This is a genomic window from Pseudomonas sp. B1(2018) (genome assembly GCF_003097365.1).
GTDB lineage: Bacteria > Pseudomonadota > Gammaproteobacteria > Pseudomonadales > Pseudomonadaceae > Aquipseudomonas > Aquipseudomonas laurylsulfatiphila.
Genome location: NZ_PYUK01000022.1, coordinates 35,599 through 61,679 on the forward strand (window position 1 = coordinate 35,599; position 26,081 = coordinate 61,679).

Consider the following 26,081-nt stretch of genomic DNA (forward strand, 5'->3'; position numbering starts at 1 on the left):
TGGTGTATACGACATTCAAGCCTTTATATTATGAGCGTAATCTTGATCTCGTTGAAACCCTTCCCTCAGTGAGATCACCGCCATGACCATTGTCAAAGCCGCCGCTGTACAAATCAGTCCCGTTCTTTACAGCCGTGAAGGCACCGTCGACAAAGTGGTGCAGAAAATTCTCGAACTCGGTGAACAGGGCGTGCAATTTGCCGTGTTCCCGGAAACCGTCGTGCCGTACTACCCGTACTTTTCCTACGTGCAGTCGCCGTTCGAAATGGCCGCCGAACACCTCAAGCTGCTGGACCAGGCAGTCACCGTGCCTTCGCCGGCCACCGATGCCATCGGCGCTGCGGCCAGGCAGGTCGGCATGGTCGTGTCCATCGGCGTCAACGAGCGTGATGGCGGCACTCTGTACAACACGCAGTTGCTGTTCGATGCCGACGGCTCGCTGATCCAGCGTCGCCGCAAGATCTCCCCGACCTACCATGAACGCATGATCTGGGGCATGGGCGACGGCTCCGGCCTGCGGGCCGTCGACAGCGCGGCAGGGCGCATCGGGCAACTGGCCTGCTGGGAGCATTTCAACCCGCTGGCCCGTTATGCCTTGATGGCCGATGGCGAACAGATCCATGCGGCGATGTACCCGGGGTCGTTTGCAGGTCCCCTGTTCGCCTCGCAAATGGAAGTCAGCATTCGCCAGCATGCCCTGGAGGCTGCGTGCTTTGTGGTCAATTCCACGGCATGGCTGTACCCCGAGCAACAGGCGCAGATCATGGCGGATACCGGCTGCGCCATCGGCCCGATCTCCGGCGGCTGCTTTACCGCGATCATCAGCCCGGATGGCACGGTGCTGGGTTCGTTGCAGGAAGGTGAGGGCGAGGTGATCGCCGACCTCGACATGGGCCTGATCGACATGCGCAAACGCATGATGGATTCCCGCGGCCACTACAGTCGTCCGGAACTGCTGAGCCTGCTGATTGACCGTACACCGCATGCCCATGTGCATGAACGCAATGCGCATCCGACGCTGGCTGAACAGACCGGGATGGAAGAAGTGATGGGGTAGGTTGTTCAGGCAACTGCGGGGAGCCTGATACCCCGCGGTGCTCTCGGGTTTTTCGCGAGCAGGCTCGCTCCTACAGGGCCTCGTAGTTTGGTGGTGCACGCGCTCCCCTGTAGGAGCTGCCGAAGGCTGCGATCTTTTGATCTTGATCTTCAGCAATCTCCAGATCGCAAAAGCAAGATCAAAAGATCGCAGCCTGCGGCAGCTCCTACAGATATTTTGTGATCTGTCAGCGACGCCAGAAGTAACGCGCCAGCAGGGCGTCGAGGCTGAGTTTGCCGGCACCGGACAGCAACAGCGGAGTGAGGGCCACAAGGTAGATCAAGGGCAGTTTGAAGTTGCCGTAACCCTTGTTGCTGATGGCGTAACCTTGGGCAAGTTCACTCAGGGTGTGCCAGTCGGCGGGCCAATGCACGGCGGCGGTGGCGACGAGGGTCACCACCATCAGGCTCAACGCTGAGAAGCGTGTGCCAAGGCCCACCAGCAAGGTCATGGCGAAGATCAGTTCGGCCCACATCGACAGTTCCCAGTTCAGCGTCGCCGGAAGGTGGTCGAACGGAAACGGGAAGCGCTCCTGGATATCGGCGAACCAGTTCTGGCCGTTTAACTTTTCCAGGCCCGACTCGAGGAATTCCCAGGCAAGGAACACTCGCAGCGCCAGGGGCGCAACCCAGTTGCCAGCACGGTCGAGGTTCAGGTTCAGGCCTTTGACGGCCGAGGAAATGGAGGTGTTCATGGACGATGATCTCCTTCAGGTCGGGGAGGCGGGGCAAGGGCATGCCCCGTGAGTTGAGCGCTTTGATCGGCCAGGCCAATCGACCGGCGTATTTCATCAATGGGGTGTATCTGCGGTGTGTCGTTGGGGTGGGGTTTTGCGTGCGGGGTGTGTCAGGGGCGCGGCTGTACACACTGAGATACGTAAGCGCACAACCCGTGTGGGAGCGGGCTTGCTCGCGAAGGCGGTGTGTCAGTCGACATCAATTCTGACTGTCCTGCCGCTATCGCGAGCAAGCTCGCTCCCACAGTGGATGTTGGTCGTGGGCTGGATTTGGTCGACGCCAAACAAATGTGGGAGCGGGCTTGCTCGCGATAGCGGAGTGTCAGGCGCTATCGATGTTGGATGGAATGGCCTCTTCGCGAGCAGGCTCGCTCCCACAGGGAAATTGCTATACATTTTCCGGCCGCCCACTGCATGGTGAAACCGCTTCATGTCTCTCGCGCTCGAACGTCTAGTCGCTGGTACGCTTATCCCTTTCGCCGGTAATCGTGTCACTGTCGTCAGCCCCGAACTGGCGCAACGCTTCCAGCCCGGTGATCATCTGCTGGTGGAGCAGGTCAGCGGCGAGTTGTTGTTGATCCCCGTGGCGGACCAGCAAGCGGCCAACGTCGCGATCGAGCGCGCCCAGGCGGCGTTTACCGCGCTGTCGGCGGTGTCCGATCAAGCGATCAGCGCCTTCTTCGACCTGTTTGCCCAACGCCTGGAAACCCCGGAATGCTGGTCCTTGATCGAGGCCGCCAACCTGGCCGACATCGAACGGGCCAAGGCGCGCGGTCGTTCGACCACCCGGTTGCTGGCCGATGAGCGCATGCGTCGCGACATGATCGCCGGCCTGCGCGCGTGGCGTGATGCTGCGGCCAGTCGTGGCAAGGTGATCAGCTGCGTCGAACACGATGGCTGGAAAGTCGAGCAAGTGGTCTCGCCGTTGGGCATTGTCGCGTTCGTCTTCGAAGGCCGACCGAATGTGTTTGCCGATGCGGCCGGTGTGTTGCGCACCGGCAACACCGCCGTATTGCGCATCGGCAGCGATGCGTTGGGCACGGCCCAGGCGATCGTTACCCATGCACTGAACCCGGCGCTGAGCGACGCCGGCTTGCCGGCCGGTGCGGTGTCGCTGGTGGAAAGCGTCAACCACGCCGCCGGTTGGGCGATGTTCGCTGACCGGCGCCTGTCATTGGCGGTAGCCCGTGGTTCGGGTCGCGCCGTCAGCCAGTTGGGCAGTATCGCGCAGCAGGCCGGCACGGCGGTCAGCCTGCACGGCACCGGTGGCGCCTGGCTGATCGCCAACGCCGATGCCGACGCCCAGCGCTTTGCCGCCGTGGTGCGCAACTCCCTGGACCGCAAAGTCTGCAACACCCTGAACGTCTGCCTGATCCACCGCGACCGCGCCGCTGAACTGGTGCCGCTGTTCCTCGATGCACTCAAGCAGGCCGGCACCGCGCGGGGGCAGGGCTGCAAGTTGCACATCGTCGAAGGCAGCGAGTCGCATCTGCCGCAAGACTGGCTGGCTGCCACGGTCGAGGTGTACCGCGCCGAGGGCTATCAGACCGAAGCCCAGGCCGAGCCGTTGCCGGAAGATCAATTGGGCCGCGAATGGGAGTGGGAAGAAACCCCGGAAGTCAGCCTGAAAATCGTTGACGACCTGGACAGTGCCATCGCCTTGTTCAATCGCTACAGCCCGCAGTTCACCGTGTCCTTGGTCAGTGAAAGTGCCGAGACCCAGGAGCGTTTCTACAACGCGGTCAACGCGCCTTTTGTCGGCAATGGCATCACCCGTTGGGTCGACGGCCAGTACGCGTTGAACAAGCCTGAACTGGGCCTTTCGAACTGGGAGAGCGGGCGCCTGTTTGCGCGCAGTGCAATTCTCTCGGGTGATGGCGTGTTCACCATCCGTAGCCGCATGACCCAGATCGATCTGGGCGTCAAACGCTGAGACAGCGGAACCAGTGACCGCTGCAAGGGCGGTCACTTTTTTCAATAACCGGTGGTTCCGGTCAAGCGGCTTTGATCGCCTTGGCCGATACCGCACAAGTGCCCGGATGCTCGACCAGCGACATAAAGCTGCGACTGTCGGCATCCAGCGCGTCGATCGAGCCGGTCTCGATGTCGTACACCCAGCCATGCAGGTTCAACAGGCCTTTTTCCTGGGCCAGTCGCACGCTCGGGTGCGTCTGGATGTTGGCCAGTTGGGCGATGACGTTCTCCCGCACCATCGAACTGACCTTGGCCGCTTCACTGGCGTGTGGCCGGGCTTCGTTGATCACTTTCGCCGACTCGGCGTGTTGCAGCCAGCCGCTGACGGCGGGCAGGTGATCCATGCAGGTGCACTTGGCCACCGCCGTCATGGCGCCGCAGTCCGAATGGCCGCAGATCACGATGTCGGTCACGCCGAGCACCGCGACGGCGTATTCGACCGTGGCCGATACGCCACCCGGATGCGGGCTGTAGGACGGCACGATGTTGCCGGCGTTGCGGATCACGAACAGTTCACCGGGCTCTTGCTGGGTCAGCAGTTCCGGCACGACGCGGCTGTCGGAGCAGGTGATGAACAGCGTGCCCGGATGCTGGGTGGTGGCCAGGTGTTTGAACAGGTCGGTACGTTGCGGAAAGGCTTCTTTCTGGAACTTCAGGAAACCGTCGATGAGCGCTTTCATGATTGCGTCCTCATGGGTGGGCAGGGTTCGGCCCGCACGGGGCGTGCGGGCCGGTATCAACTTAGAAGGGACGCAGCGGCAGGAACTTGCCGTCGAGGGTGATGACGGCGCGGGAGCCGCCTTCCGGATCTTCGACTTTCTTCATGTCGAGCTTGAAGTTGATCGCGCTGATGATGCCGTCACCGAACTGCTCATGGACCAGGGCTTTGAGGGTGGTGCCGTAGATCTGGATCATTTCGTAGAAGCGGTAGATGGTCGGGTCGGTCGGCACACCCGAGAGGCTGCCGCGCAGCGGGATGATCTGCAACCGGGCTACGGCGTCGGCGTCCAGTTCGAGTTTGTCGCCGACCACTTTGGCGGCGCTTTCCGGCAGCGGGTGTTGACCGAGCAGGGCGGCGGTGACGTAGGCCAGGCTCAAGCCGGTGCCATCGGCGAGGTCCTGCCACGATAGGTTCTTGCGTGCCTTGGCATCAAGGACAGAAGTGGTCAGGGCCAGGCTTGGGTCGTTGTAGGCGTGGGACTGTTGCATGGTGATTCTCCTATCGGGAGTGGCGTTGCTTGGGTGTGGAGCCATCTTCTGCCGATCCATCCATAGCGTCCAAGACCGATATACAATGCCAAGCATAAGCACTGCCTATAGATGGAGAGTCCGATGTTGCTTCGCCATTTGCGTTACCTGCTGGCGGTGGCCGACCAGGGCGGTTTCACCCGCGCCGCCGAAGTGCTGCATGTGTCCCAGCCGACCTTGTCGCAGCAGATCCGCCAACTGGAGGAATCACTGGGTGTGAGCCTGTTCGACCGCACCTCGCGCACGGTCAGGCCCACCGATGCCGGCCAGGCTTACATTGAATGCGCGCGGCGAGTACTGGTGGAGCTGGAGGCGGGCAGGCGTGCGTTGCATGACGTGAAGGATTTGTCCCGCGGCACCTTGCGCCTGGCCATGACACCGACCTTCATGGCTTATCTGGTCGGGCCCTTGGTGCGCGACTACGTGGCGCGCTACCCGAACATTCACCTGGAGATTTTCGAGCTGTCGATGGACGGGATCGAAGCCGGGCTGGCGGATGATTCGCTGGACATCGCGATTGCGTTTGATCAGGTGCGCAGCGCCGAGATCGAATCGATCCCGGCGTTTACCGAGACCCTGGGGCTGATGGTCGGACGCGATCATCCGCTTTACGAGCATCAGGACGCGTTGTCCGCGCAAGAGGTGGCTCAACTGGAGTTTGCGCTGCTGACCCCGGATTACATCACCCGCACATGCATCGATGAGTTTTTCGCCAAGGCGCAGATCACGCCCAAAGTGGTGATTGAAGTGAACTCGGTCAACACGCTGCTGGAAGTCATCCGGCACTCCGCCATCGCCACCATCCTGCCGGAACCCATCGCCACTCAGGATCGGGCATTGCGCAAGCTTTCCATGCAGGGGGCAGCGCCGGAGCGCGGGGCTGCGTTGCTGCGGCGCAAGAACAACTACCACAATGCGGCGTCGGTGGCGTTTGTGGAGCTGGTGTTGGGGACCGATTTTTCATAACCACCACAAAACCCTGTGGGAGCGGGCTTGCTCGCGAAGGCGGTGTGTCAGATTACAATATTTCAACTGACACGCCGCCTTCGCGAGCAAGCCCGCTCCCACAGTTGATCTTCGTACGGGCATAAAAAAGGCCTGCTCCTTATTGGGAGCAGGCCCTGTTTTTCAATAAGTCAGTGACGACTCATTCAATTAGTAGAACCGGTCAATCACCCGAACTTCGTTCTGATTCTGCATCGAGGCCCAGGCCTGTTTCAGGGTTTGCAGAACATTACCGATGAAGTCCTTGTCGGCTGCGGCCTTCTTGCCGACATAGCCCTGGCCGCGACGGTACATCTTCAGTCGGGCCAGCAGGTTCTGGTTGTTCTGGTCGAACTCTGCTTCATGGGCGTGCGGCGACAGGCAGTCGATATGAACCTGGCCACACTTGCTGATCCAGAGAATATGGCTGTCGTGGCTGTCTTTCTTGGCAGCGAACATACGAGCCAGTTCATCGATAGTTGGTTGATTGTTCAGATTCATCATAAAGCCCCTTGACCAATTGGTGATCTTTCAAAGTTGATTCGCTAATACAGGTAGCCCATCGGTTAGTTGATCCCTGGCACCGAAACCAGGACGTCAGCGTTCGACCGCCTTATCGGGCGGGGTCCTGCGTCTGTTGCATGTAGTCGTGTTGAATAACTGCTACGCAATAGCGTCACAACGAAGAGAAGCGGCGAAAACCTTAAGGCCACTGCCGACATTTTCAGGGTCGGCCACAAGCATCATGAGGATTGCTCGCCAAGACTTCTCGCCCTTGTACTGGACGTTCAGGCCAGGTCAGCTTCTTCAATCTGCCTTGTGGGCAGCGTGTATCCGGGAAAAACAGCTCGGCGGTCAGACGAGCTTGCTCAAACGTGTTGCCTGTACTCCCGATCGGGGAGACGTCTGCATCATGCAAGGGCAAAACGGAGGCGTCAACGGTTTTGTAGTGATTATTTTCAGTCACTACATATTGTCGGACAAAGCTGTTCGGAATTAGCGAGGGGAGGCGAGGGCGTGTCGATCAGGACGACAAAGGCGGACACGCAAAGCGGTAAAAAGTGCAGGGATGACCGTCTACCTGCTGCTGATGCAAGGTGAACGCGCCAACGCCGAGCCCCGGCATCACGCTGGCCCAGAACAGGCGTGCTGGCTGATTCGCCTCGAGATGGAAAATCTGCCATTGACCGGGGAATTGACTCAAGAGGGTGGACACGACAAATCGCGCGACACCCCGGCCACGAAAGCGTCGACTGACAAACAGATAGCCGATGTTGTAGTCGGCAGCGGGGAGGTGAGTCCGGTTATCCACGGTCACGAAGCCGGCCAGTTCCCCGTCGACCTTGATCAGATAAGGGCGGGTGGCCGGGTGTCGCCAGTACTCCGGCATGGGCAGGATGTTGAAGAATCCGGATTCACCCAACTTTAGCGGCAGCCATTCGCTGAAGTCGTAGGTGTAGAACTGCATCAGGTTTTCGATGGTTTCCAGTTCGTCGCGTTGGGCGGCGTGCAGTGCTATCGAAGACATACGGGGTGGCTCCTGACCGGCCAAGGGACACCATTGATTATGGTCGGCATCGCACGAACTGTGGCGAGGGAGCTTGCTCCCGTGGAGTCGCGAAGCGGCTCTCGCTTTCAAACAAAATCATTGGGCCTGCTGCGCAGTCCAGCGGGAGCAAGCTCCCTCGCCACAAAGGCTCAGTGTCAGGTTTACGTTTTGCTTGCCGGCTTTGCCCTGCGCTTGGTGCCACTCGATGCTTTGCGCGGGGCGCTCTTGCGCTTTTTCTTCCAGGGGGCTGCGGCGGATCCGCTGGGCGGCGGACCGCTGATGGTCAGGCTCAGTCCGGCGCAACGGCTGACCTGCTTGCTCATCCACGCCGCCTGTTTGGTGACGAACTCCTCAAGGCTCATTTCCCCGCTTTGCACCATGTCCAGGGCCTGTTCCCAGATCGCCGTGGTGCCCGGGTCGGCAATGGCCCGCGGCACGGCGTCGATCAGGCTGAACGCGGCCGGCGTGGCGGCCAGGGCCTTGCCGTTCTTGACCAGATAACCACGGTCGAGCAGGCCCTGGATGATCGAAGCGCGGGTCGCCTCGGTGCCGATGCCGGTGGTGTCCTTGAGCTTTTGCTTGAGCAGCGGGTCTTCCACCAGTTTGGCGACGTTCTTCATGGCCTTGATCAGATCGCCTTCGGTGAACGGCTTTGGCGGTTGTGTCCAGAGGTCCTTGAGTTGCACGCCGGCCACCGCGCAATCGATGCCTTCGACCAGGTTGGGCAGTGTCTGTGGCGCTGGAGCTTCGCGTCCCTTGGTCGCAGCCAATGCCTCGGGCAGGGCGCGCTTCCAGCCCGGCTCGATGATCTGCTTGCCGACAGCGCGCAAGGGTTCGCCGGCGCAATCGAAGTCGGCCTGGGTGCGGTCGTATTCGTGATTGGGCAGGAACTGCGCCAGATACCGCGCGCGGATCAGCGTGTAGACCGCGCGCTGCTTGCCTGCCAGCTTGTCGAGGTTCTTCGCCGCAGCGGTGGGGATGATGCCGTGGTGAGCGCTGACCTTGGCATCGTTCCAGGCCCGTGAGCGCCGTTGCGGATCAAGGTGATCGTGCAAGGCGTTCAACGCCGGGTCGGCCTGGCGCAGCGCCGCCAGAATGGCCGGCGCCTCGCTGTGCTGACTGAGGGGCAAGTAACCGCAATCGCTGCGCGGATAGGTGATGACCTTGTAGGTTTCGTACAGCGCCTGGGCGATGTCGAGGGTTTCCTGGGCGCCGAGGCCGAGTTTCTTTGAACAGACCTCCTGCAGGGTGCCCAGGTCGAACGGCAGCGGGGCCACTTCGCGCATCCGTTCGGTGCGCAACTTGATCACCCGCGCACTGGCCGCGCCGCGCATGGCGTCTGCCGCTTGTTGGGCCAGCGCCTGGTTCAGGCAACGGTCCTGATCGTCGCAAACCTCGGATGCCGCGCGCCATTGCGCGGTGAACGCGGTGTCGTTGTGCAGCAGTTGCACATCGATGGCCCAATAGGGAACGGGCACAAAGTCGGCGATGCTGCGATCGCGATCCACCACCAGGCGCAAGGTTGGCGTTTGCACCCGGCCCACCGGCAGCACGCCTTGATAGCCGGACTGGCGCCCCAGCAAGGTGAACAGCCGGCTCATGTTCATGCCGATCAGCCAGTCGGCCCGGGAACGCCCCAGGGCCGAGTGATAGAGGCTGAACGTCTCGTTGCCCGGTTTCAGTGCCGCGAGGGCCTTGCGGATGGATGCATCGTCCAGGGCCGACAACCAGAGGCGGCGGATCGGCCCGCGATAGCGGCAATGCTCCACCAGTTCCCGGGCGATCATCTCGCCCTCACGGTCGGCGTCCGTGGCTATGATCAGTTCGGAGGCTTCACCGAGCAGGCGCTTGACCGCCTTGTACTGGCTGGCGGTGCGCGGCTTGACGGTCATTTTCCATTTTTCGGGAATGATCGGCAGGTCGGCCAGCACCCAACGCTTGTAGCGCGCGTCGTAGGCATCCGGCGGTGCGGTTTCCAGCAGGTGGCCGATGCACCAGGTCACCGTGACGTCTGTTCCCAGCCAACAGCCATCGCCCCGGCGCCGGGCGCCGAGCACGGCTGCAATGTCTTTGGCCTGGGAAGGTTTTTCACAGAGGTACAGCCGCATAACCACCATCGTCGATCTATGTGTCAGGGGTGCACAGAATGGCGCTTGATGGACGATGGAGCAATCTTTATCTGTATGGATGTACAGCTTGGTGTGTCGCTCCCGTTCGGCTGCGAAGCAGTCGCGAGGGTAAAACTTGGGTTATACCTGATAAGTCGTGGTCTCAGGTTTTGGGGCGGCTGCGCAGCCCATCGCGGGCAAGCCACGCTCCCACATCATCAATTTGCAGGTCCATTACCGTCATGAGGAACGTTTTCCATGAAAAGCTCCGGTCCTAGTCCTGTCATCACCATCGCCGAGCAGCCTGGCTGTCTGCTGGTGAGGTTCCACGGCATTCAGGTCGCCGCTTCGGCTCGCGCGCTGGTGTTGCTGGAAGCCAACTACCCGCCGGTGTACTACGTGCCGCGGGAGGATATCGACGAGAAATATTTCGCCCGTACCGACCACACCAGCTATTGCCCGTACAAGGGCGATGCGAGTTATTTCAGTCTGCAGGTGCCGGGGCATGAGAGTGCCAACGCGGTGTGGAGTTACGAGGATCCCAAGGTGTCGGTGGAGCAAATCCGCGGGTATCTGGCGTTCTATCCGGATCAGGTGAAGTTCGAGTTGCTTGACGCCGAAGTTTGATTGGAGCTGATCGCCGCGACGAGGGAGCCAGCTCCCTCGTCGGCAGGCATGACCTCAGTTCTTGTCGAGGTCGACGTTACGCGTCTCACGCAGGCATATCATCCCCACCACCAGGCTCACCCCGGTGATCACCACCGGATACCACAGCCCGTAGAAGATGTCCCCGGTGTACACCACCAGCGCGAACGACACCGTCGGCAGGAAACCGCCGAACCAGCCGTTGCCGATGTGGTAGGGCAGGGACATCGAGGTATAGCGGATGCGGGTCGGGAACAGTTCGACCATCAACGCCGCCAGCGGGCCGTAGCACATGGCGGAGATGATGATCAGCGCGACAATCAGCGCCACGATCATCGGTTTGTTGATCTGTTGCATGTCCGCCTGTTGCGGGTAGCCGGCGAGGGTCACGGCGCCGCGCAGGGCGGCTTCGTCGAAACCATCGATCTTCACGTCACCGACGCTCACCTGCACGCCACTGCCGGCCGGGGCCGCTGCGCTCTGGTAGGGCAAGCCCTGCTTGACCAGGAAGGTCTTGACCTTGTCGCACGGGCTGTCGAATTTCGCCTTGCCCACCGGGTCGAACTGGAAGGTGCAGGTGGCCGGGTCGGCCATCACGGTGATCGGTGCCTGGCGGCTGGCCTGGTCGATGGCCGGGTTGGCGTAGTGGGCCAGGGTCTTGAAGATCGGGAAGTACAGCGCTGTGGCCAGCAGCAGGCCGATCATCAGCACCGGTTTGCGTCCGACCTTGTCCGACAGCCAGCCAAAGAAAATGAAGAAAGGGGCGCCAATGGTCACGCTGACAATCAGCAGGCCGTTGGCCACGGCCGGGTCCATTTTCAGGAACTGGGTGAGGAAGAACAGCACATAGAATTGCGCGGCGTAGAAGGTCACCGCTTGCCCGGCATTGATGCTGAACAGCGCGATCAACACCACCTTGAGGTTTTCCCATTTGCCGAAGGAGTCGCGAATCGGCTGTTTGCACAGCTTGCCTTCCTCTTTCATTTTCACGAAGGCCGGCGACTCGTGCAGGCTCAGGCGAATCCAGGTGGAGATGCCCAGCAGCACGATGGAAAACAGGAACGGAATGCGCCAGCCCCAGACTTCGAACTGGTCGCCGGTGAAGTAGCGGCAGCCCAGCACCACCAGCAGCGAGAGCAGCAGGCCCAGGGTCGCGGTGGATTGAATCCAGCTGGTGTGGAAGCCGCGCTTGCCCATGGGCGCGTGCTCGGCAACATAGGTCGCGGCGCCACCGTATTCACCGCCCAGGGCCAGGCCCTGGAGCATGCGCAGCACCACCAGGATGATCGGCGCGGCGATGCCGATGCTGGCGTAGGTCGGCAGCAGCCCGACACAGAACGTCGCCAGGCCCATGAGGATGATGGTGGCGAGGAAGGTGTACTTGCGCCCGATCATGTCCCCCAACCGACCGAACACCAGCGCGCCGAAAGGCCGGACGATGAAGCCGGCGGCGAAGGCCATCAGCGCGAAGATGAACGCCGTGGTGTCGTTGACCCCGGCGAAGAACTGTTTGCTGATGACCGCCGCGAGGGCGCCATAGAGGAAAAAGTCGTACCACTCGAAGACGGTCCCGAGGGACGAGGCGAAGATGACTTTCTGGGTTTCCTGGCTGGTGCCCGCGCTGCGCACGGCTTCCAGGGGCTGAACGTGTTCTGACATACCGGTATCCCTCACAGTGATTGTTTTTGTTGTTCCACTGTCGGCGCCGGCCTTGTGGGCGGGTGCCGCTACTGTCCATGCATCGGGTTTGCTTATGTACTTGTTCGTTGAATGGCCTTTGTAGGAGCTGCCGAAGGCTGCGATCTTTTAAGAGCAAGATCAAAAGATCGCAGCCTTCGGCAGCTCCTACGGGGGCCGTGTGTGGTTTTCAGGCGTTGGTGGGTATCTCCTTTTCCGGGGCAAAGGTCCTTGTTTCGGGGTTGAGGATCAGTTGAGCCGCTTTCTCTGCAATCATCAGCGTCGGCGAGCAGGTGTTGCCGGAGGTGATGCGCGGCATGATCGAGGCATCGGCGATGCGCAGGCCGGGGATGCCATGGACCTTGAGTTGCGCATCGACCACGGCGTCGGCGTCGTTGCCCATGCGGCAGGTGCCCACGGGGTGGAAAATCGTGGTGCCGATGCGCGCGGCGGCTTCGTGCAGTTGTTCCTCGCTTTGCAGGCTGGCGCCGGGCAGGTATTCCACCGGATTGAAGGCGCGCAGGGCCGGGGCGGCGACGATACGTCGGGTCAGGCGAATGGCGTCGGCGGCGACCCGCAGGTCTTCCGGGTGGCTCAAATAATTGGGCTGGATCAGCGGTGCTTGTTGCGGATCCGCCGAGCGGATATCCACCCGGCCACGGCTTTGCGGGCGTAGATCGCAGACCGATGCGGTGAACGCCGGGAACCCATGCAGCGGTTCGCCAAAGCGCTCCAGCGACAGCGGCTGCACGTGGTATTCGAGGTTGGCTGATGTCTGTTCCGGCCCCGAGCGGGCAAAGGCGCCCAACTGGCTCGGCGCCATGGACAGCGGGCCGCTGCGGTCATACAGGTAGCGCAGGCCCATGCCCAGCTTGCCCCACAGGCTGCCGGCCATCTGGTTCAGGGTGCGGGCATTTTCCAGCTTGTAGATCAGGCGCAGTTGCAGGTGATCCTGCAGATTGCCGCCGACACCGGGCAGCTCATGGGCGACGCCAATGCCCAGCCGTTCCAGCAGTGGGCGCGGGCCGATGCCGGAGCGTTGCAGGATGCCCGGCGACCCGACCGAACCGGCACAGAGGACGATCTCCTTGCGCGCCTTGAAGGTCTTCACCGTGCCTTGCCAGCGGGCGCTGACTGCAGAGGCGCGGCCATTGTCCAGCAGCACACGGTCGACTTCGACACCGGTCAGTACAGTGAGATTGGAGCGTTGGCGAATCGGCTTGAGAAACGCCTTGGCCGCGTTCCAGCGGATGCCGGCCTTCTGATTGACCTGGAAATAGCCGCAACCTTCGTTGTCGCCCTGGTTGAAGTCATCGACGCTGGCGATGCCGCTTTGTTCGGCAGCACTGCGGAAGGCGTCGAGAATCGGCCATGACAGGCGCTGGCGTTCGACTCGCCATTCGCCTGCGGCACCGTGAAATTCGGCGGCGCCGGCGAAGTGGTTTTCACTCTGCTTGAACAGCGGCAACACGTCTTGCCAGCTCCAGCCGGGGTTGCCGTCGGCGGCCCAGCGGTCGTAGTCACCGGCCTGGCCGCGCATGTAGATCATGCCGTTGATGGAGGAGCAGCCGCCCAGTACCTTGCCGCGCGGATAGCTCAGGGCGCGACCTTGCAGGCCCGGTTGCGCTTCGGTCTTGAAGCACCAGTCGGTGCGCGGGTTGCCGATGCAGTACAGGTAACCCACGGGGATGTGAATCCACGCATAGTTGTCGCGGCCGCCGGCTTCGAGCAACAACACGCGATGTTGAGGATTGGCCGACAGTCGATTGGCCAGCAGACACCCGGCCGGCCCGGCCCCGACCACGATGTAATCGTATTCATCAAGGGAAGCCTGCATCCCTGACCTCGTTTTGTTGTTCTTGTTGTCTGTCATCCTAGTTGTTAGCTTTCGTCAAAAGAATGTTAGTTTTTGCGCAGCCGCTGTGCGTTTTTAAACAGCATCCCGAACGGCCACGAACAAGGACGCTTCATGTTCGACTGGAATGACCTGCGGTTTTTTCTCGAATTGCAGCGCAGCGGGCGTTTGCTCACGGCTGCCCGGCGCTTGAACACCACCCATGCCACCGTGGCGCGGCACATCGAGGCCATCGAAAAGAGCCTGGGTACGGCATTGTTCGTCCAGCATGCCCAGGGTTACGAGATGACCCCGGCGGGCGAGGCGTTGCTTAAACACGCCGAGGCGATGGAGAACGTGGCGCTGCTGGCACAGGAGGAAATCACCCAATCCACCGCGCCGCTGGGCAAGATCCGCGTCGGGGTGACCGAAGGCCTGGGCATCATGTTCCTGGCCAGTCGCATGAACGGCTTGTTCGAACGCTATCCGGGGCTGGAAGTGGAACTGGTGGCGGTGCCTCGGTTTGTCAGCATCCTCAACCGCGAGGCGGAAATCAGCATCCACCTCGAACGCCCGGCCGCCGACATGCTGGTCACCCGCAAGCTCACTGACTATCGCCTGGCGTTGTATGCCAGCCAGGAGTACCTCGATCGTTCGCCGCCGTTGCGCAGTCGCGAGGACCTGGGGCGTCATGCCTGGATCGGCTACGTCGACGACTTGCTGTTCAGCCAGGAATTGATGTTCCTCAACAGCTTCTGCCGCAACCCGCAGGTGGTGTTTCACAGCACCAGCGTGATCGCCCAGCAACAGGCTGCGCGCTCGGGTCTGGGGATCGCGGTGCTGCCGTGTTACATGGCCAGTGCCGATCCGGGGCTGGTGCCGCTGTTGCCGGACGAAAGCATCCAGCGCAGTTACTGGATCAGCACTCGCCGGGAGTTGCACAAGTCGGTGCGGTTGCGGGTGCTTTGGGATTATGTGGTGGAGTTGTGTGAGCGGGAGCAGGGGTTGCTACTGGGTGGCTGACCTGACGCCATCGCGGGCAAGCCCGCTCCCACAGGTTTTTGTGCTGTTCACTCCAACTGTGTAACGCAGCAGATCCCTGTGGGAGCGGGCTTGCCCGCGAAGGCGGCGGAACATCCAATATCCATCTTGGGGTTTAAACAACAATCTCGAACGCCGTGCTGGCCAACCGCTCGCCATTGACCATGACATGCACCGCATGGCGCCCCGCATAATGCCGGCGGGTGGTGAGTTCCTTGATCTGCTGCCCACGGCTGACGACTTCACTGGCGTTGCCGGGCAGTGTCAGTGCCTTTAGCTTGAAGACCTTCGCCGAGGTGCTGCCGTTGGCCTTGACGTAATCGATGGCGTAGTCGATCACCAGGCGCTGGCTGCTTTCAACGGTGGATCTGATGGCAAACGACAGGGTGATCTTTTCCCCCAGGCCAATCACAGGCGGTTCGACTTTCACATCGACGATCTCGACTTCAGGCTTGCCGCCCGCGCCGATGATCGCCAGTGCCCGCTGGTTGCCCTGTTTGATCAGGCTGCGCAGGGCGTGCCTGGCGATCCATGCGGTGTGCCGGTTGTCCAGCGACCAGCCTTCGATCAGATCCAGCACCCAGTCGGGGTGGTCCTTGGTGATGTCGTTGAGGTGGTTGGCCACGGATTTGCGCACGTACAGGCTGGTGTCAGCCTTGAGGTTGTCGAGGATCTTCGCGGCGAGCGTCGGGTCGGCCTGGACGGGTTCCAGGCGGAATGACCAGGGCAGGCGTGGTCGGCAACCTTCACTGGCCAGGCGTCGTACGTGTTCGTTGTCGTCCAGCGACCAGTCGTGCATCAGCTTGAGCGAACGTTGGAGGTCGTTGCGCAGAAAGTGGCGGATCGCGAATTCCGAAGAGCCGAAAGCGGTGAAGTACTTCAGCGCGTCCATCGACTGCTCGAACGCATGGGCGCCGTAGCGGGCGACGTAGTGCGGCAGGCACATGCTGACGAAACCGCTGTTCAGGCGCGGGGCGAGGGCGCGCAGCACCTGCAGCGATGCTTCATAGTCCAGCGGCAACACCGCGTGCAGGCATTCGCTGACCCGGGCCATGCGCTGCATGACGCTGAGGTCTGCCAGGCCGGATTGGGCCAGCTTGAGGAATTTCCTGCCGTCAAAATCGGGGTACACCGCCGTCATTTCTGTGGCGATGTGCTGGAGGCGCTCGGTGTTGAAGATTTCCTTGAGGGCGGGGGAGGATTCGTCAGCCATGGTGGATTCCTTTGAAATGATTGTTTATCCAATGCACCGCGTCATCGTTCATCGCGGGCAAGCCCGCTCCCACAGGATTAATGGATGTACGCAAAATCAAGGACACCCGAAATAACTGTGGGAGCGGGCTTGCCCGCGATGAGGCCCGAATAGTCACCTCATTTCTTGCCCGCCTGCTCCTGCAGTTGATCCGACTCGAACAACCTGGCCAGTTCCCCCCGCGCTTCCTGTGCCGTCTGCATCACTTTCACGGCGTCGTCATACACCGCGTGCTGGGCTTCCAGCACCTCTTCGTCGTGCTGCTTGAACCGCTTGATCCGTGCATCGGCCTGGGCCGGGGTCAATCCCAAGCCGATCAGGGTTTGCCGGCTCATTTCCAGGCTCGAGAAAAAGGTCTCGCGCACGGCGTGGGCACCGACGTCCATCAGCCGGTGCACATGCTGACGGTTACGGGCGCGGGCGATGATTTTCATATGCGGGTAGAGCTTGCGCACCAGTTCGGCGGTCTTGATGTTGGTGTTCGGGTCGTCTGTGGCGATCACAAAAAACTCGGCTTCGCCGACCTTGGCCGCGCTGAGGATTTCCGGGCGCATCGGGTCGCCGTAGAACACCGGCACGCCACCGAAGCTGCGGGACAGCTCGATGGTTTCCACCGAGGTGTCGAGGGCCACGAACTTGATGTTCTGTGCGCGCAGGATCCGCGCAACGATCTGGCCCATGCGGCCCATCCCGGCGATCACCACCCGTGGCGCGTCGGCGTCGATTTCGCGGAACTTCTCCGGTACTTCCACCGGTTGCACTTTCGGGCTGACCAGGCGTGCGCAAACCAGCAGCAATAGCGGCGTCACGGCCATGGACAGGGTGATGGTCAACACCAGCAGGTCATACAGCCCGGCGGCGAACAGCCCATGATCGCGACCGATCTTGAACACCACAAAGGCAAATTCACCGCCGGCCGCCAAGACGATACCCAGGCGGATCGCACTGACGTTCTTCAGACCTCCTGCCAGGCGGCCGACAATAAACAGCAGCGGCAGTTTGATCGCGATCAGCAGCAGGGTCAGGCCCAGCACCGCGACCGGCATGCTCAGCAACAGGCTCAGGTTCGCGCCCATGCCGACGCTGATGAAAAACAGCCCCAGCAACAGGCCCTTGAACGGTTCGATCTGGGCTTCCAGTTCATGGCGATACTCGGAGTCCGCCAGCAGCAGGCCGGCGAGGAAGGCGCCAAGGGCCATGGAAATACCCACCAGTTCCATCAACCAGGCCGTGCCGATCACCACCAGCAACGCGGTGGCGGTCGAGACCTCCGGCAACGCGGTCTTGGTCACCACGCGGAACACCGGCCGCAGCAGGTAACGCCCGCCGATCACCACCACGGCGATGCTGGCCAGCACTTGCAGGCCGTGGTTCAGGTTTTCGCTGGCGCTGGTGCTGTGATCGCCACCGGCGAGCAGCGGCACCATGGCGATCAGGGGGATCGCGGCGATGTCCTGAAACAACAGGATCGCGAACGCCAGTCGCCCGTGAGGGCTGGTCAGTTCCTTGCGTTCAGCCAGGCTTTGCAGGCCGAACGCCGTGGACGACAGTGCCAGGCCCAGGCCGAGGACGATCGCGGTGTTCAACGTCTGGCCAAACAAATACAAAGCCACCACGCCAATCACCGTGCCGGTCAGCAGCACTTGCGCCAGGCCCACGCCGAACACTGATTTGCGCATCACCCACAAGCGTCGTGGCGACAGCTCCAGGCCGATGATGAACAGCAGCAACACCACGCCAAGTTCGGAAATGTTCGCGACGCTTTGCGGGTTGTCGATCAACCCCAGCACCGACGGGCCGATGATCACTCCGGCGAACAGATAACCCAGGACCGCCCCCAGTTGCAGGCGCTTGGCCAATGGAACGATGAGCACGGCCGCCATCAGGAACACGACAGCGGCTTGTAGCAGGTTGCCTTCATGGGGCATTGGAAAACTCCAGGACTCGGTACAGCGGGGGTGACAAGAATAAAGGCTGAGCCCTTCGGCGTCAGCAAAGCGCTCGGCCTCAGATGTTACAATTTGCATTAGTTAGTTACATTTATAGGATTAGCTGATCAATCAGCGTCGCTTGCGAGTAACCCCATGGCGATCAACTTCGACCTCAATGACCTGCAAGCCTTCCGTGCCGTGGTCGAGCAGGGCAGTTTTCGCAAGGCCGCCGATACGGTGCGCATTTCCCAGCCCGCGCTGAGCCGGCGGATCGAAAAACTCGAAGATGCCCTTGGCGTGCGCCTGTTCGAGCGCACCACGCGCAAGGTCAGCCTGACCCAGGCCGGACGGGGTTTCATGCCCAGCGTCGAGCGCCTGCTGGACGATCTGGACGTGGCATTGCTGGGCATCAGCGAAGTCGCTTCGACCCGGCTCGGCCATGTCACGGTCGCCTGCGTACCCTCGGCGGCTTACTACTTCATGCCGCGGGTGATTGCGCACTATCACCGGCAGTTTCCGCGGATCAAGGTCAAGGTGCTGGACTCGAGCGCCCATGACGTCTTGAGCGCGGTGGTCAATGGCGAAGCGGATTTCGGCCTGAGCTTCATGGGTACGCTGGAGGCCGAAGTGGATTTCGAGCCCCTGGTGCAGGAAGGGTATGTCGTGGCGTGCCGGCGCGATCATCCGCTGGCGGGGCGCAGCAGTGTCACCTGGGACGAGTTCTATCGGCAGGATTACATCTCGCTGGATAAAACCTCGGGCAACCGCTTTCTGCTGGATCAGGCGTTGACCGGGGTGGTGCCGCAGCGCTCGAGTATTTGTGAAACCCGTCATGTGACCACCATGATCGGTCTGGTGGAGGCCGGGTTGGGCGTGGCGGCGGTGCCGTTGATGGCGATGCCGGCGGCGGATCATCCGATCCTGACGCGGGTGCCGCTGACCGATCCGCAAGTGATGCGCAGCGTCGGTCTGATCAAGCGCCGAGGTCGAACCTTGACCCCGGCGGCATTGGAGCTGGAACGGCTGGTGGTGGAGATGAAAGTCCTGCAGCCGTCGGTCAGCGACTGACCGAGTCCAGTCCGGTCGCTTTCACATCCGGTTGAGCCTGGGTCGAGGCCAGGTATTCCAGCAAGGCCTTGGCTTCGACCGGGTGCTGCGCCCCTACCGGGATGCCGGCGGCAAACCGGGTCACCGATTGCACGGACTCCGGAATCTTCGCCACGAAACTGACCCCCGGCACCGGCAACAATTCGCTGACCTGCTGAAAGCCCAATTGATAGTCGCCGGTGGCAACCACGGAGCCCACGGGGATTTTCGGCACCATGGTCGACTTGGGCTTGAGCTGGTCTTCGATCCCCAGGCGCTTGAACAGCTGCTGCTCAATGTACACGCCGCTGGCACTGTCGGAGTAGGCCACCGATTTCGCCTCGAGCAATGTCTTTTTCAGGCCCTCGACATTGCTGATGTCCGGCTTCGGTGCACCTTCGCGCACCACCAGGCCAATGCGCGAATCCGCCAGTTCGACCCGTGAAGCAGGGTCGACCTTGCCCTGTTTGATCAGATCGTCCAGGGCGTAGCCGACCATGATCACCACGTCGGCTTGCTCACCCCGGGCCAGGCGATTGGGAATCGCTTCCGGCGCCTTGCCCATGGAGGGACCGAGCGCGGTGTCGAGGGTATTGCCGGTGGCGGCGGCGAACTTCGGGCCGAGGATCTTGTAGGCCGCCGTGAAGCCGCCGGAGGTCATCACACGGATCTCTTCAGCCTGGGCAATGCCGCTCAATCCAAGGCTGGCCACCAACGCGATGGCGGCAAAACCGAACTGTTTTTTCATGATTGTGTTCTCGATCAAGGGCAGGTTCACGACGCCACCGGTTGCAGGTGATTCGAGGCGCGGCGATAGAGCATGAGCGTCGCGCACAACGCGCACAGTGCTGCAAAGCTCATCCAGTAGCCTGGCGCCGCCTTGTCGCCGGTGTACTGGATCAGCAAGGTCGACATCGCCGGGGTGAACCCGCCGAACACGGCCGTGGCCAGGCTGTAGGCGAGGGAGAAACCGGCCACCCGGACCTCCACGGGCATGATCTCTGTCAGCGCCGGGATCATCGCGCCGTTGTACAGGCCGTAGATGAACGACAGCCACAACAGCACCAGCAGCATGTGCATGAAGCTGGGTGCGTTCACCAGGTAGGTCAGCACCGGGTAAGTGGTGGCGATGGCCAGCAAGGCCATGGCGATCAACACCGGGCGTCGACCGATACGGTCCGAAAGTGCACCGCCAATCGGCAGCCAGATGAAATTCGAAACACCCACCAGCAGTGTCACCAGCAGCGCATCGGACGTGCTCAGGTGCAGGACGGTTTTACCGAAGGTCGGTGCGTACACCGTGATCAGGTAGAAGGCGGTGGTGGTCAGGGCGACCATCATCATGCCGGCGAACACGATCAGCCAGTTTTGCCCCAGGGTGCGGAACACCTCACCCATGCTCGGACGGTGTTTACGGGTGGCGAACTCTTCGGTTTCTTCCAGGTTGCGGCGCAGCAGGAAGATGAAGGGCACGATCATGCAGCCGACGAAGAACGGAATCCGCCAGCCCCAGTCGGCAATCACACTCGGCGCCATCCACTGGTTCAAGGCGTAACCCAGTGCGGCGGCGACGATGATCGCCACTTGCTGGCTGCCCGACTGCCAACTGGTGAAAAAGCCCTTGTGGCCGGGTGTGGCGATCTCGGCGAGGTACACCGACACGCCACCCAGTTCCGCACCGGCGGAAAAGCCCTGCAGCAGCCGCCCGATCAGCACCAGGGCCGGGGCGAACAAACCGATGGTCTCGTAACCGGGCACCAGCACAATCAGGATGGTGCCGCTGGCCATGATCGACAGGGTCACGATCAAGCCTTTGCGTCGACCCACATCATCGATGTAGGCACCCAGCACCACGGCGCCCAATGGACGCATCAGGAAGCCTGCGCCGAACACGGCAAAGGTCATCATCAGCGAGGCGAATTCGCTGCTGGCCGGAAAGAACACGGCAGCGATCTGCGTGGCATAGAAACCAAAAAGAAAGAAGTCGAACTGTTCGAGGAAGTTGCCCGAGGTGACCCGGAAGATTGCGCTGGCCCGGTAGCGACCGGCAGTCGCGGGCCGTTGGATTGATGCTGTCATTGATCTGTACTCCACCGCTTTTATGACGTGCGCCGGCTGGACGCGGCGCACGGTTCTTATTAGGGCGGATAGTGGAGCAGGGGCATCGATATGTTAATTGCATAGTTGGCATGCATTGATGTGCAAAGCGGATCAATGCGCGTGCTCACATAAAACAGGATATTCCGTTAACATCCTGCGCAATATTCCCGCCGCGTGAACAAGGACATCACACCATGAGTACCAACGGCATCATCCTGCTGGTCATTTTGGCCGTTCTGACTCTCTGCATTCTGTATGCGATCGGGCTCTACAACGGTTTGGTCGCCCGTCGCAACGAAATCAAAAATGCCTTCGCGCAGGTTGAGGTTCAACTCAAGCGGCGCTACGACCTGATCCCTAACCTGGTAGCAACCGCCAAGGGCTATCTGGCCCACGAGCGCGAAACCCTTGAGGCCGTCATTAACGCACGCAATACCGCGTTGGCCGGGCTCAAGGCAGCTCAGGCACAACCGGGTGATGCGCGCAATATTGCACAACTGAGTCTGGCTGATGGCGCACTCAACAGCGCCATGGGGCGACTGAACGTCACCCTGGAAGCCTACCCTGAACTCCAGGCTTCGCAGACCATGCAGCAACTGAGTGAAGAGATCAGCAGCACCGAAAACAAAGTGACCTTCGCACGTCAGTTGTACAACGATGCCGTACTGGCTTACAACAATCTCAAGCAGAGCTTCCCCGCCGTGCTGTTGGCAGCCCGCTTCGGCCATGCCGCCGACGCTACACCGCTGGAGTTTTCCGACACCGCGTCCATTCAACAAGCCCCCCAGGTTTCCTTCTGACGCAATTTGCCCACGGACGGTCCGATGAATTTTTTTGAACAACAGCGTCAGTCCAGACACCGGACGGCGCTACTCGTGATATTGATGATCCTGGCGGTGCTGAGCCTGATCACCATGACTTCCCTCGTTTTCAGCCTCAAACATGCCGACGATGGCAGCGATGCTCTGGCGATCAACTGGGAAGCGGTGCAGATTACGGCATCGGTCATCACCGCCGTCGTACTGATGGGCAGTTTGTTCAAATACGCAGAACTACGGCACGGAGGCAAAGTCATCGCCGAAAGCCTGGGCGGGCGTCTGATCAATCAAGGCGCCCGAACGCTCGAAGAGCAGCGCCTGATCAACGTCGTCGAAGAAATGGCTCTTGCCTCGGGCATGACCGTACCGCCCATCTATCTGCTACCGGATGAGAGCATCAACGCCTTCGCAGCCGGGTTCACTCCACAGGACGCAGTGATCGGCGTGACGCAGGGAGCGATATCGCTGCTCACACGCGAAGAACTGCAAGGGGTGATTGCCCATGAGTTCAGCCACATCTTCAACGGCGATATGCGCCTGAACATGCACATGCTGGCGACCGTCAACGGCTTGCTGGTGCTTGGCCTGGCGGGCAGCCTGATACTGCTGAGAGTGAGTCGAGTCAGTAACCGTGAGAACGGTGACAACCGTCTTAAACTGGTGGGCCTGCTGGTCGGCGTGGTTTTGTGCATCGCCGGGTTTGCCGGGAGTTTTATGGCCAGCCTGATCAAGGCCGCCGTAAGTCGGCAACGGGAGTTTCTGGCTGATGCCACCGCGGTGCAGTACACCCGTAACCCACACAGTATTGCCGGCGCATTGAAAAAAATTGGCGGCCATGCGCAAGGCTCGCACATGAGCGCAGACCGGGCAGACGAGTTCAGTCACCTGTACTTCTGTGCGGGCGGGACTTCGTCCCTGGACCGTTTGCTGGCCAGTCATCCTGATTTGAGTGAGCGAATCTGGCGCATCGATGCGCAGTGGGATGGCGTGTTTCCTGCCGTCAAGGCGCCAGGGCTCCAGCGTAGAAAGAAGAAAGTGAGCGTTTAGCAGGAACAACGATCGGCACCGCTCGAGTGTCTCCAGTCGTGGAGGGTGTCGGGCTGTCTGTTTGCCGGGGTGATCATTGACCCATCGGTACCGTGCCTGATCTACAAACCGCAAAGAGTCGCGAATCTTTCCGGAACTGGCGTAGTCGGACGACGCAGCCTTATTGGCTATACAACCGCACCACGCTCTCGGTGCCCAGCCGATATTGATTGTTCCCGCTGCGCTTGGCCTCGTACATCGCCAGGTCGGCAATGTGCAGCAGGCGGTCAATGCTCGGCGCATGATCGGGGAACACGGCGACGCCCAGGCTGGTGCCGATGTGGCGCTGGTCGTTGCCGATGGTGATGGGCGGGGAGAGCTCGGCGAAGATGTTCTGGCAGATGGTGCGCGCTTCGTCCTGCAGGCTGTTGCCTTGGGGCAAGTCCTGGAGGATGACCACGAATTCGTCGCCACCGATCCGGGCGACGGTGTCGGTGCCGCGCAGGATGCGCTTGAGCCGTGTGGCGGTAGTGACCAGCACGCGGTCGCCGGCCGCATGGCCATAACGGTCGTTGATGGCCTTGAAACCATTGAGATCGACAAACACCAGCGCCACCCGCGTGGCGCTGGCGCGCGCCTGCTCCAGCGCTTCGGACAGGCGCTCTTCGAGCACCAGGCGATTGGGCAGGCCGGTCAGCGGGTCGAAATGGGCCAGGTGCTTGAGGTAGTTGGCCGAGGCCTTTTCTTCGGTGATGTCGCGTACCACGCCCATCATCTTGATCGTCTCGTCGTGGTCATTCTTGACCACGTTGCCGGTTTCCCGCAGCCAGCGGATCGTGCCGTCGGGCCAGACCACGCGGTATTCCTCATCATGGTTTTCGCCGGTTTCCAGGCAGCGCAGTTCGCCGGCCCGGACCCTCAGCCGGTCGTCAGGGTGCACGCAGGAGCAGAACAGGGCATAGGAGGGCGTCACTTCGCCGATCTTGAACCCGAACATGCCGAAAATCGCGTCGGACCAGTACAGGCGATCGGTGTCGACATCCCAATCCCAGGTGCCGATGCGAGCGAAATACTGGCTGCGCTTGAAGCGCTCGGCGTCGCCATCCTGATGGATGTTCCGGCCTTCGGACAGGCTGTTGATGATCGCGCGGTACTGCGCCAGTTGCTTGTGCAGCGAGTGTTCGCGCCAGACCAGCGCGACGATCAGGGTGAGCGTCGTCGAACCAAGGATGACGCTGGTCCAGAGCAGGATCATTCGGGCATGGCCATCAGGGCGTTGAACCGTACGGGTAATAGTTGATTATTTTAGTTCAGCAAACAGCTTTGAACGCGGCGCGCGGTGACGGCAATGGTTGCCAATTGCGGGCAAATCTGGGAAAACGGCGCCCATCGGGCCCTTGTGGGCGAGTGAGCATACGAGTGAATTCAATGAATGACGAGCTTCAGGTTATCGATCTTAAGTTGGGTGACGGAAAAGCTGCGGTAAAAGGCGCGCTGATCACCACCCAGTACCGTGGCTGGCTAGAGGATGGGAGCGAATTCGATTCGTCCTACAGCCGAGGCAAACCCTTCCAGTGCGTGATCGGCACCGGGCGGGTCATCAAGGGCTGGGACCAGGGCATCATGGGGATGCAGGTCGGTGGCAAGCGCAAGTTGCTGGTGCCGGCGCACCTGGCCTATGGCGAACGCACCATGGGCAAGATCACGCCGAATTCGAACCTGATCTTCGAAATTGAATTGCTGGAAGTGCTGACGCGGGATGATTGACCGTCAGGCCTGAAAGGTTTCCCGATAGGCATACAGGCCGGGTGTACCGCCAGTCATGACGAACAGCACGTTGTCCCCGGGGCCGAAACGCCCCTGCTGCAGGTCGGCCAGTACTCCCGCGAAGGCTTTGCCGGAGTACACCGGGTCGACCAGCAGGCCTTCGGTACGCGCCATCAGGCGTACCGCGTCCTGCATGGCGGCGGTTGGCAGGCCATAGCCGGCACCCAGCTGGCTGCCGTCGATCACCATCCCGGTCGTCTGCACCTCGGCGTCACTGCCCAGTAGCGCCAATGTCTCGCGGGTCAGTTGCAGGGTTCTCGCGGCTGATGAGTCCTGGTCGGACAACACCGAGAACGATTTGACCACGCAGGTACCCCGGCCCAGCAACTGGAAGCCCGCCGCGAGCCCGGCATGCGTTCCGGCGCTGCCATTGGGGACCACCACTTGATTGAACGTGAGTTGCAGTTCGGCCTCTTGCCGGGCGATTTCCGCTGCGCAGCGGGCATAACCCAGGCTACCCAGGGGCGTTGAACCACCGGTCGGCAACACCATAACCTTGCGTCCGCAATCCCGAAGCTGCGCCGCCCTGGCCTCGGCTTTGGCCAGTGAGTCGGTACCGCCGGCAAACACCTGCATCTGCGCGCCGAACAACTGGTCGAGCAGCACGTTGCCATTGAGTTCGTAATCCACCTCGGCTTTGGCCACGGCCCGGGTCAGGAACAACTCGCAGGCGATGCCCAGCCGGGCGCACACCGCGGCGGTCAAACGAGCATGATTGGACTGGATGCCGCCTACGGTAATGATCGTATCGACTCCGGCTTGCAGCGCCGCGCCGATGTGGAATTCAAGCTTGCGCAGCTTGTTGCCGCCCGCGCCGATCAACATGTGGTCGTCGCGTTTGAGAAACAGGCCGATCCCCTGTTTGTCCAGGCCCAGCCGTTGTTCGAGTCGCGCAGCCCGCTGAATGGGCGTGGGACCTTGCAGCAGGTCGGCCCGCGCAAAAACACTCAGTGACTTGTCCAGTGGGGTCTGCATCAATCGAGCCTCGTTGTTCACCATGATCCAGGTGACTCTATGGAGAAAGGCGTGCGGGATAAACGCACTTCCCGTCATGACTGTTTTAACCCGGTGTAACTAATCAACCGGGCAGCAGGACTTTTCAGGCTGCTTTGGTTAGGCTGGGCCGGGTTTGAAACCAGGATCTGAAGA

At 61.2% G+C, this 26,081-nt stretch carries 23 protein-coding genes; 9 read left to right on the forward strand and 14 right to left on the reverse strand.

Annotated elements, in window-relative coordinates; genetic code table 11:
- Nucleotides 1–82 precede the first annotated feature (82 nt).
- A complete protein-coding gene (locus C9422_RS26870; RefSeq protein ID WP_116582783.1) occupies nt 83–1,057 on the forward strand; it encodes a nitrilase-related carbon-nitrogen hydrolase in 975 nt (324 codons plus the stop codon).
- Nucleotides 1,058–1,283: 226 nt separating this feature from the next.
- On the opposite strand, the gene C9422_RS26875 is transcribed toward C9422_RS26870, so the two are convergent.
- Nucleotides 1,284–1,790, reverse strand: coding sequence for a DoxX family protein (locus tag C9422_RS26875; RefSeq protein ID WP_116582784.1), 507 nt, complete (start codon nt 1,788–1,790; stop codon nt 1,284–1,286).
- A gap of 472 nt (nt 1,791–2,262) precedes the next feature.
- Here C9422_RS26875 and C9422_RS26885 point away from each other — a divergent pair, with 472 nt between their 5' ends.
- Nucleotides 2,263–3,765 carry an aldehyde dehydrogenase family protein gene (locus C9422_RS26885; protein ID WP_116582785.1) on the forward strand — a complete coding sequence of 501 codons (1,503 nt, stop codon included), beginning with the start codon at nt 2,263–2,265 and terminating at the stop codon, nt 3,763–3,765.
- A 61-nt stretch (nt 3,766–3,826) separates the two neighbouring features.
- Here C9422_RS26885 and C9422_RS26890 read toward each other — a convergent pair whose 3' ends face one another.
- Both C9422_RS26890 and cynS read right to left on the reverse strand, forming a co-directional pair.
- Complete coding sequence (locus C9422_RS26890; protein ID WP_116582786.1) at nt 3,827–4,486, reverse strand: carbonic anhydrase; 660 nt, start codon at nt 4,484–4,486, stop codon at nt 3,827–3,829.
- 61 nt (nt 4,487–4,547) lie between these two features.
- Entirely contained in the window at nt 4,548–5,015 is a 468-nt protein-coding gene (gene cynS / locus C9422_RS26895) for a cyanase (protein WP_007971791.1), read from the reverse strand.
- Between the two features lie 123 nt (nt 5,016–5,138).
- Between cynS and cynR the strand changes: the two genes are divergently transcribed.
- Entirely contained in the window at nt 5,139–6,020 is an 882-nt protein-coding gene (gene cynR, locus C9422_RS26900) for a transcriptional regulator CynR (RefSeq protein ID WP_116582787.1), read from the forward strand.
- A 189-nt stretch (nt 6,021–6,209) separates the two neighbouring features.
- Here the strand turns inward: cynR and C9422_RS26905 are convergent, their stop codons facing one another.
- From C9422_RS26905 to C9422_RS26920, 3 genes are all read right to left on the reverse strand, one after another.
- Nucleotides 6,210–6,539 (reverse strand): hypothetical protein, encoded by a 330-nt coding sequence (locus tag C9422_RS26905; RefSeq protein WP_043302583.1) that lies wholly within the window; start codon nt 6,537–6,539, stop codon nt 6,210–6,212.
- Between the two features lie 523 nt (nt 6,540–7,062).
- Complete coding sequence (locus C9422_RS26915; protein WP_116582788.1) at nt 7,063–7,566, reverse strand: GNAT family N-acetyltransferase; 504 nt, start codon at nt 7,564–7,566, stop codon at nt 7,063–7,065.
- 182 nt (nt 7,567–7,748) lie between these two features.
- A complete protein-coding gene (locus tag C9422_RS26920; protein ID WP_256590039.1) occupies nt 7,749–9,695 on the reverse strand; it encodes a DNA topoisomerase III in 1,947 nt (648 codons plus the stop codon).
- A 258-nt stretch (nt 9,696–9,953) separates the two neighbouring features.
- On the opposite strand from C9422_RS26920, the gene C9422_RS26925 reads away from it, so the two are divergent.
- Nucleotides 9,954–10,322, forward strand: a complete 369-nt coding sequence (locus C9422_RS26925; protein ID WP_008046975.1) for a DUF427 domain-containing protein — start codon at nt 9,954–9,956, stop codon at nt 10,320–10,322.
- 54 nt (nt 10,323–10,376) lie between these two features.
- Here C9422_RS26925 and C9422_RS26930 read toward each other — a convergent pair whose 3' ends face one another.
- Together C9422_RS26930 and C9422_RS26935 are read right to left on the reverse strand one after the other, a co-directional pair.
- Complete coding sequence (locus tag C9422_RS26930; protein WP_104447437.1) at nt 10,377–11,999, reverse strand: MFS transporter; 1,623 nt, start codon at nt 11,997–11,999, stop codon at nt 10,377–10,379.
- A 208-nt stretch (nt 12,000–12,207) separates the two neighbouring features.
- Nucleotides 12,208–13,854, reverse strand: coding sequence for a GMC family oxidoreductase (locus C9422_RS26935; RefSeq protein WP_116582790.1), 1,647 nt, complete (start codon nt 13,852–13,854; stop codon nt 12,208–12,210).
- Nucleotides 13,855–13,986: 132 nt separating this feature from the next.
- On the opposite strand from C9422_RS26935, the gene C9422_RS26940 reads away from it, so the two are divergent.
- Nucleotides 13,987–14,874 carry a LysR family transcriptional regulator gene (locus C9422_RS26940; protein ID WP_116582791.1) on the forward strand — a complete coding sequence of 296 codons (888 nt, stop codon included), beginning with the start codon at nt 13,987–13,989 and terminating at the stop codon, nt 14,872–14,874.
- A 133-nt stretch (nt 14,875–15,007) separates the two neighbouring features.
- On the opposite strand, the gene C9422_RS26945 is transcribed toward C9422_RS26940, so the two are convergent.
- Nucleotides 15,008–16,105, reverse strand: a complete 1,098-nt coding sequence (locus C9422_RS26945) for a DNA alkylation repair protein (RefSeq protein WP_116582792.1) — start codon at nt 16,103–16,105, stop codon at nt 15,008–15,010.
- A 158-nt stretch (nt 16,106–16,263) separates the two neighbouring features.
- Nucleotides 16,264–18,072, reverse strand: a complete 1,809-nt coding sequence (locus tag C9422_RS26950) for a monovalent cation:proton antiporter-2 (CPA2) family protein (protein WP_116582793.1) — start codon at nt 18,070–18,072, stop codon at nt 16,264–16,266.
- Between the two features lie 156 nt (nt 18,073–18,228).
- Here C9422_RS26950 and C9422_RS26955 point away from each other — a divergent pair, with 156 nt between their 5' ends.
- A complete protein-coding gene (locus C9422_RS26955) occupies nt 18,229–19,143 on the forward strand; it encodes a LysR family transcriptional regulator (RefSeq protein WP_102701806.1) in 915 nt (304 codons plus the stop codon).
- On the opposite strand, the gene C9422_RS26960 is transcribed toward C9422_RS26955, so the two are convergent.
- Together C9422_RS26960 and C9422_RS26965 are read right to left on the reverse strand one after the other, a co-directional pair.
- Nucleotides 19,133–19,909 carry a substrate-binding domain-containing protein gene (locus C9422_RS26960; RefSeq protein WP_116582832.1) on the reverse strand — a complete coding sequence of 259 codons (777 nt, stop codon included), beginning with the start codon at nt 19,907–19,909 and terminating at the stop codon, nt 19,133–19,135. The two genes, C9422_RS26955 and C9422_RS26960, sit on opposite strands and share 11 nt — an antisense overlap.
- Before the next feature lie 26 nt (nt 19,910–19,935).
- On the reverse strand, nt 19,936–21,240 hold the full coding sequence (locus C9422_RS26965; protein ID WP_116582794.1) for an MFS transporter: 1,305 nt from the start codon (nt 21,238–21,240) through the stop codon (nt 19,936–19,938).
- A 215-nt stretch (nt 21,241–21,455) separates the two neighbouring features.
- On the opposite strand from C9422_RS26965, the gene C9422_RS26970 reads away from it, so the two are divergent.
- Together C9422_RS26970 and C9422_RS26975 are read left to right on the forward strand one after the other, a co-directional pair.
- Complete coding sequence (locus C9422_RS26970; protein WP_116582795.1) at nt 21,456–22,061, forward strand: LemA family protein; 606 nt, start codon at nt 21,456–21,458, stop codon at nt 22,059–22,061.
- 24 nt (nt 22,062–22,085) lie between these two features.
- A complete protein-coding gene (locus C9422_RS26975; protein ID WP_116582796.1) occupies nt 22,086–23,126 on the forward strand; it encodes a M48 family metallopeptidase in 1,041 nt (346 codons plus the stop codon).
- A 160-nt stretch (nt 23,127–23,286) separates the two neighbouring features.
- Here the strand turns inward: C9422_RS26975 and C9422_RS26980 are convergent, their stop codons facing one another.
- Nucleotides 23,287–24,360, reverse strand: a complete 1,074-nt coding sequence (locus C9422_RS26980; RefSeq protein WP_116582797.1) for a sensor domain-containing diguanylate cyclase — start codon at nt 24,358–24,360, stop codon at nt 23,287–23,289.
- A 173-nt stretch (nt 24,361–24,533) separates the two neighbouring features.
- Between C9422_RS26980 and C9422_RS26985 the strand changes: the two genes are divergently transcribed.
- A complete protein-coding gene (locus tag C9422_RS26985; RefSeq protein ID WP_116582798.1) occupies nt 24,534–24,872 on the forward strand; it encodes an FKBP-type peptidyl-prolyl cis-trans isomerase in 339 nt (112 codons plus the stop codon).
- A 3-nt stretch (nt 24,873–24,875) separates the two neighbouring features.
- Here the strand turns inward: C9422_RS26985 and C9422_RS26990 are convergent, their stop codons facing one another.
- Complete coding sequence (locus C9422_RS26990) at nt 24,876–25,907, reverse strand: D-cysteine desulfhydrase family protein (protein WP_116582833.1); 1,032 nt, start codon at nt 25,905–25,907, stop codon at nt 24,876–24,878.
- Nucleotides 25,908–26,081: the final 174 nt, after the last annotated feature.

What these genes read in the sequence shown, in the direction of transcription:
- C9422_RS26985 (WP_116582798.1), top strand. Translation starts at nt 24,534, where the DNA reads ATGAATGACGAGCTTCAGGTTATCGATCTTAAGTTGGGTGACGGAAAA.
- C9422_RS26905 (WP_043302583.1), bottom strand. Translation starts at nt 6,539, where the DNA reads ATGAATCTGAACAATCAACCAACTATCGATGAACTGGCTCGTATGTTC.
- C9422_RS26950 (WP_116582793.1), bottom strand. Translation starts at nt 18,072, where the DNA reads ATGCCCCATGAAGGCAACCTGCTACAAGCCGCTGTCGTGTTCCTGATG.
- cynS (WP_007971791.1), bottom strand. Translation starts at nt 5,015, where the DNA reads ATGCAACAGTCCCACGCCTACAACGACCCAAGCCTGGCCCTGACCACT.
- C9422_RS26975 (WP_116582796.1), top strand. Translation starts at nt 22,086, where the DNA reads ATGAATTTTTTTGAACAACAGCGTCAGTCCAGACACCGGACGGCGCTA.
- C9422_RS26940 (WP_116582791.1), top strand. Translation starts at nt 13,987, where the DNA reads ATGTTCGACTGGAATGACCTGCGGTTTTTTCTCGAATTGCAGCGCAGC.
- C9422_RS26960 (WP_116582832.1), bottom strand. Translation starts at nt 19,909, where the DNA reads ATGAAAAAACAGTTCGGTTTTGCCGCCATCGCGTTGGTGGCCAGCCTT.
- C9422_RS26945 (WP_116582792.1), bottom strand. Translation starts at nt 16,105, where the DNA reads ATGGCTGACGAATCCTCCCCCGCCCTCAAGGAAATCTTCAACACCGAG.
- C9422_RS26930 (WP_104447437.1), bottom strand. Translation starts at nt 11,999, where the DNA reads ATGTCAGAACACGTTCAGCCCCTGGAAGCCGTGCGCAGCGCGGGCACC.
- C9422_RS26935 (WP_116582790.1), bottom strand. Translation starts at nt 13,854, where the DNA reads ATGCAGGCTTCCCTTGATGAATACGATTACATCGTGGTCGGGGCCGGG.
- C9422_RS26990 (WP_116582833.1), bottom strand. Translation starts at nt 25,907, where the DNA reads ATGCAGACCCCACTGGACAAGTCACTGAGTGTTTTTGCGCGGGCCGAC.
- C9422_RS26925 (WP_008046975.1), top strand. Translation starts at nt 9,954, where the DNA reads ATGAAAAGCTCCGGTCCTAGTCCTGTCATCACCATCGCCGAGCAGCCT.
- C9422_RS26980 (WP_116582797.1), bottom strand. Translation starts at nt 24,360, where the DNA reads ATGATCCTGCTCTGGACCAGCGTCATCCTTGGTTCGACGACGCTCACC.
- C9422_RS26965 (WP_116582794.1), bottom strand. Translation starts at nt 21,240, where the DNA reads ATGACAGCATCAATCCAACGGCCCGCGACTGCCGGTCGCTACCGGGCC.
- C9422_RS26870 (WP_116582783.1), top strand. Translation starts at nt 83, where the DNA reads ATGACCATTGTCAAAGCCGCCGCTGTACAAATCAGTCCCGTTCTTTAC.
- C9422_RS26955 (WP_102701806.1), top strand. Translation starts at nt 18,229, where the DNA reads ATGGCGATCAACTTCGACCTCAATGACCTGCAAGCCTTCCGTGCCGTG.
- C9422_RS26890 (WP_116582786.1), bottom strand. Translation starts at nt 4,486, where the DNA reads ATGAAAGCGCTCATCGACGGTTTCCTGAAGTTCCAGAAAGAAGCCTTT.
- cynR (WP_116582787.1), top strand. Translation starts at nt 5,139, where the DNA reads ATGTTGCTTCGCCATTTGCGTTACCTGCTGGCGGTGGCCGACCAGGGC.
- C9422_RS26885 (WP_116582785.1), top strand. Translation starts at nt 2,263, where the DNA reads ATGTCTCTCGCGCTCGAACGTCTAGTCGCTGGTACGCTTATCCCTTTC.
- C9422_RS26920 (WP_256590039.1), bottom strand. Translation starts at nt 9,695, where the DNA reads ATGCGGCTGTACCTCTGTGAAAAACCTTCCCAGGCCAAAGACATTGCA.
- C9422_RS26875 (WP_116582784.1), bottom strand. Translation starts at nt 1,790, where the DNA reads ATGAACACCTCCATTTCCTCGGCCGTCAAAGGCCTGAACCTGAACCTC.
- C9422_RS26970 (WP_116582795.1), top strand. Translation starts at nt 21,456, where the DNA reads ATGAGTACCAACGGCATCATCCTGCTGGTCATTTTGGCCGTTCTGACT.
- C9422_RS26915 (WP_116582788.1), bottom strand. Translation starts at nt 7,566, where the DNA reads ATGTCTTCGATAGCACTGCACGCCGCCCAACGCGACGAACTGGAAACC.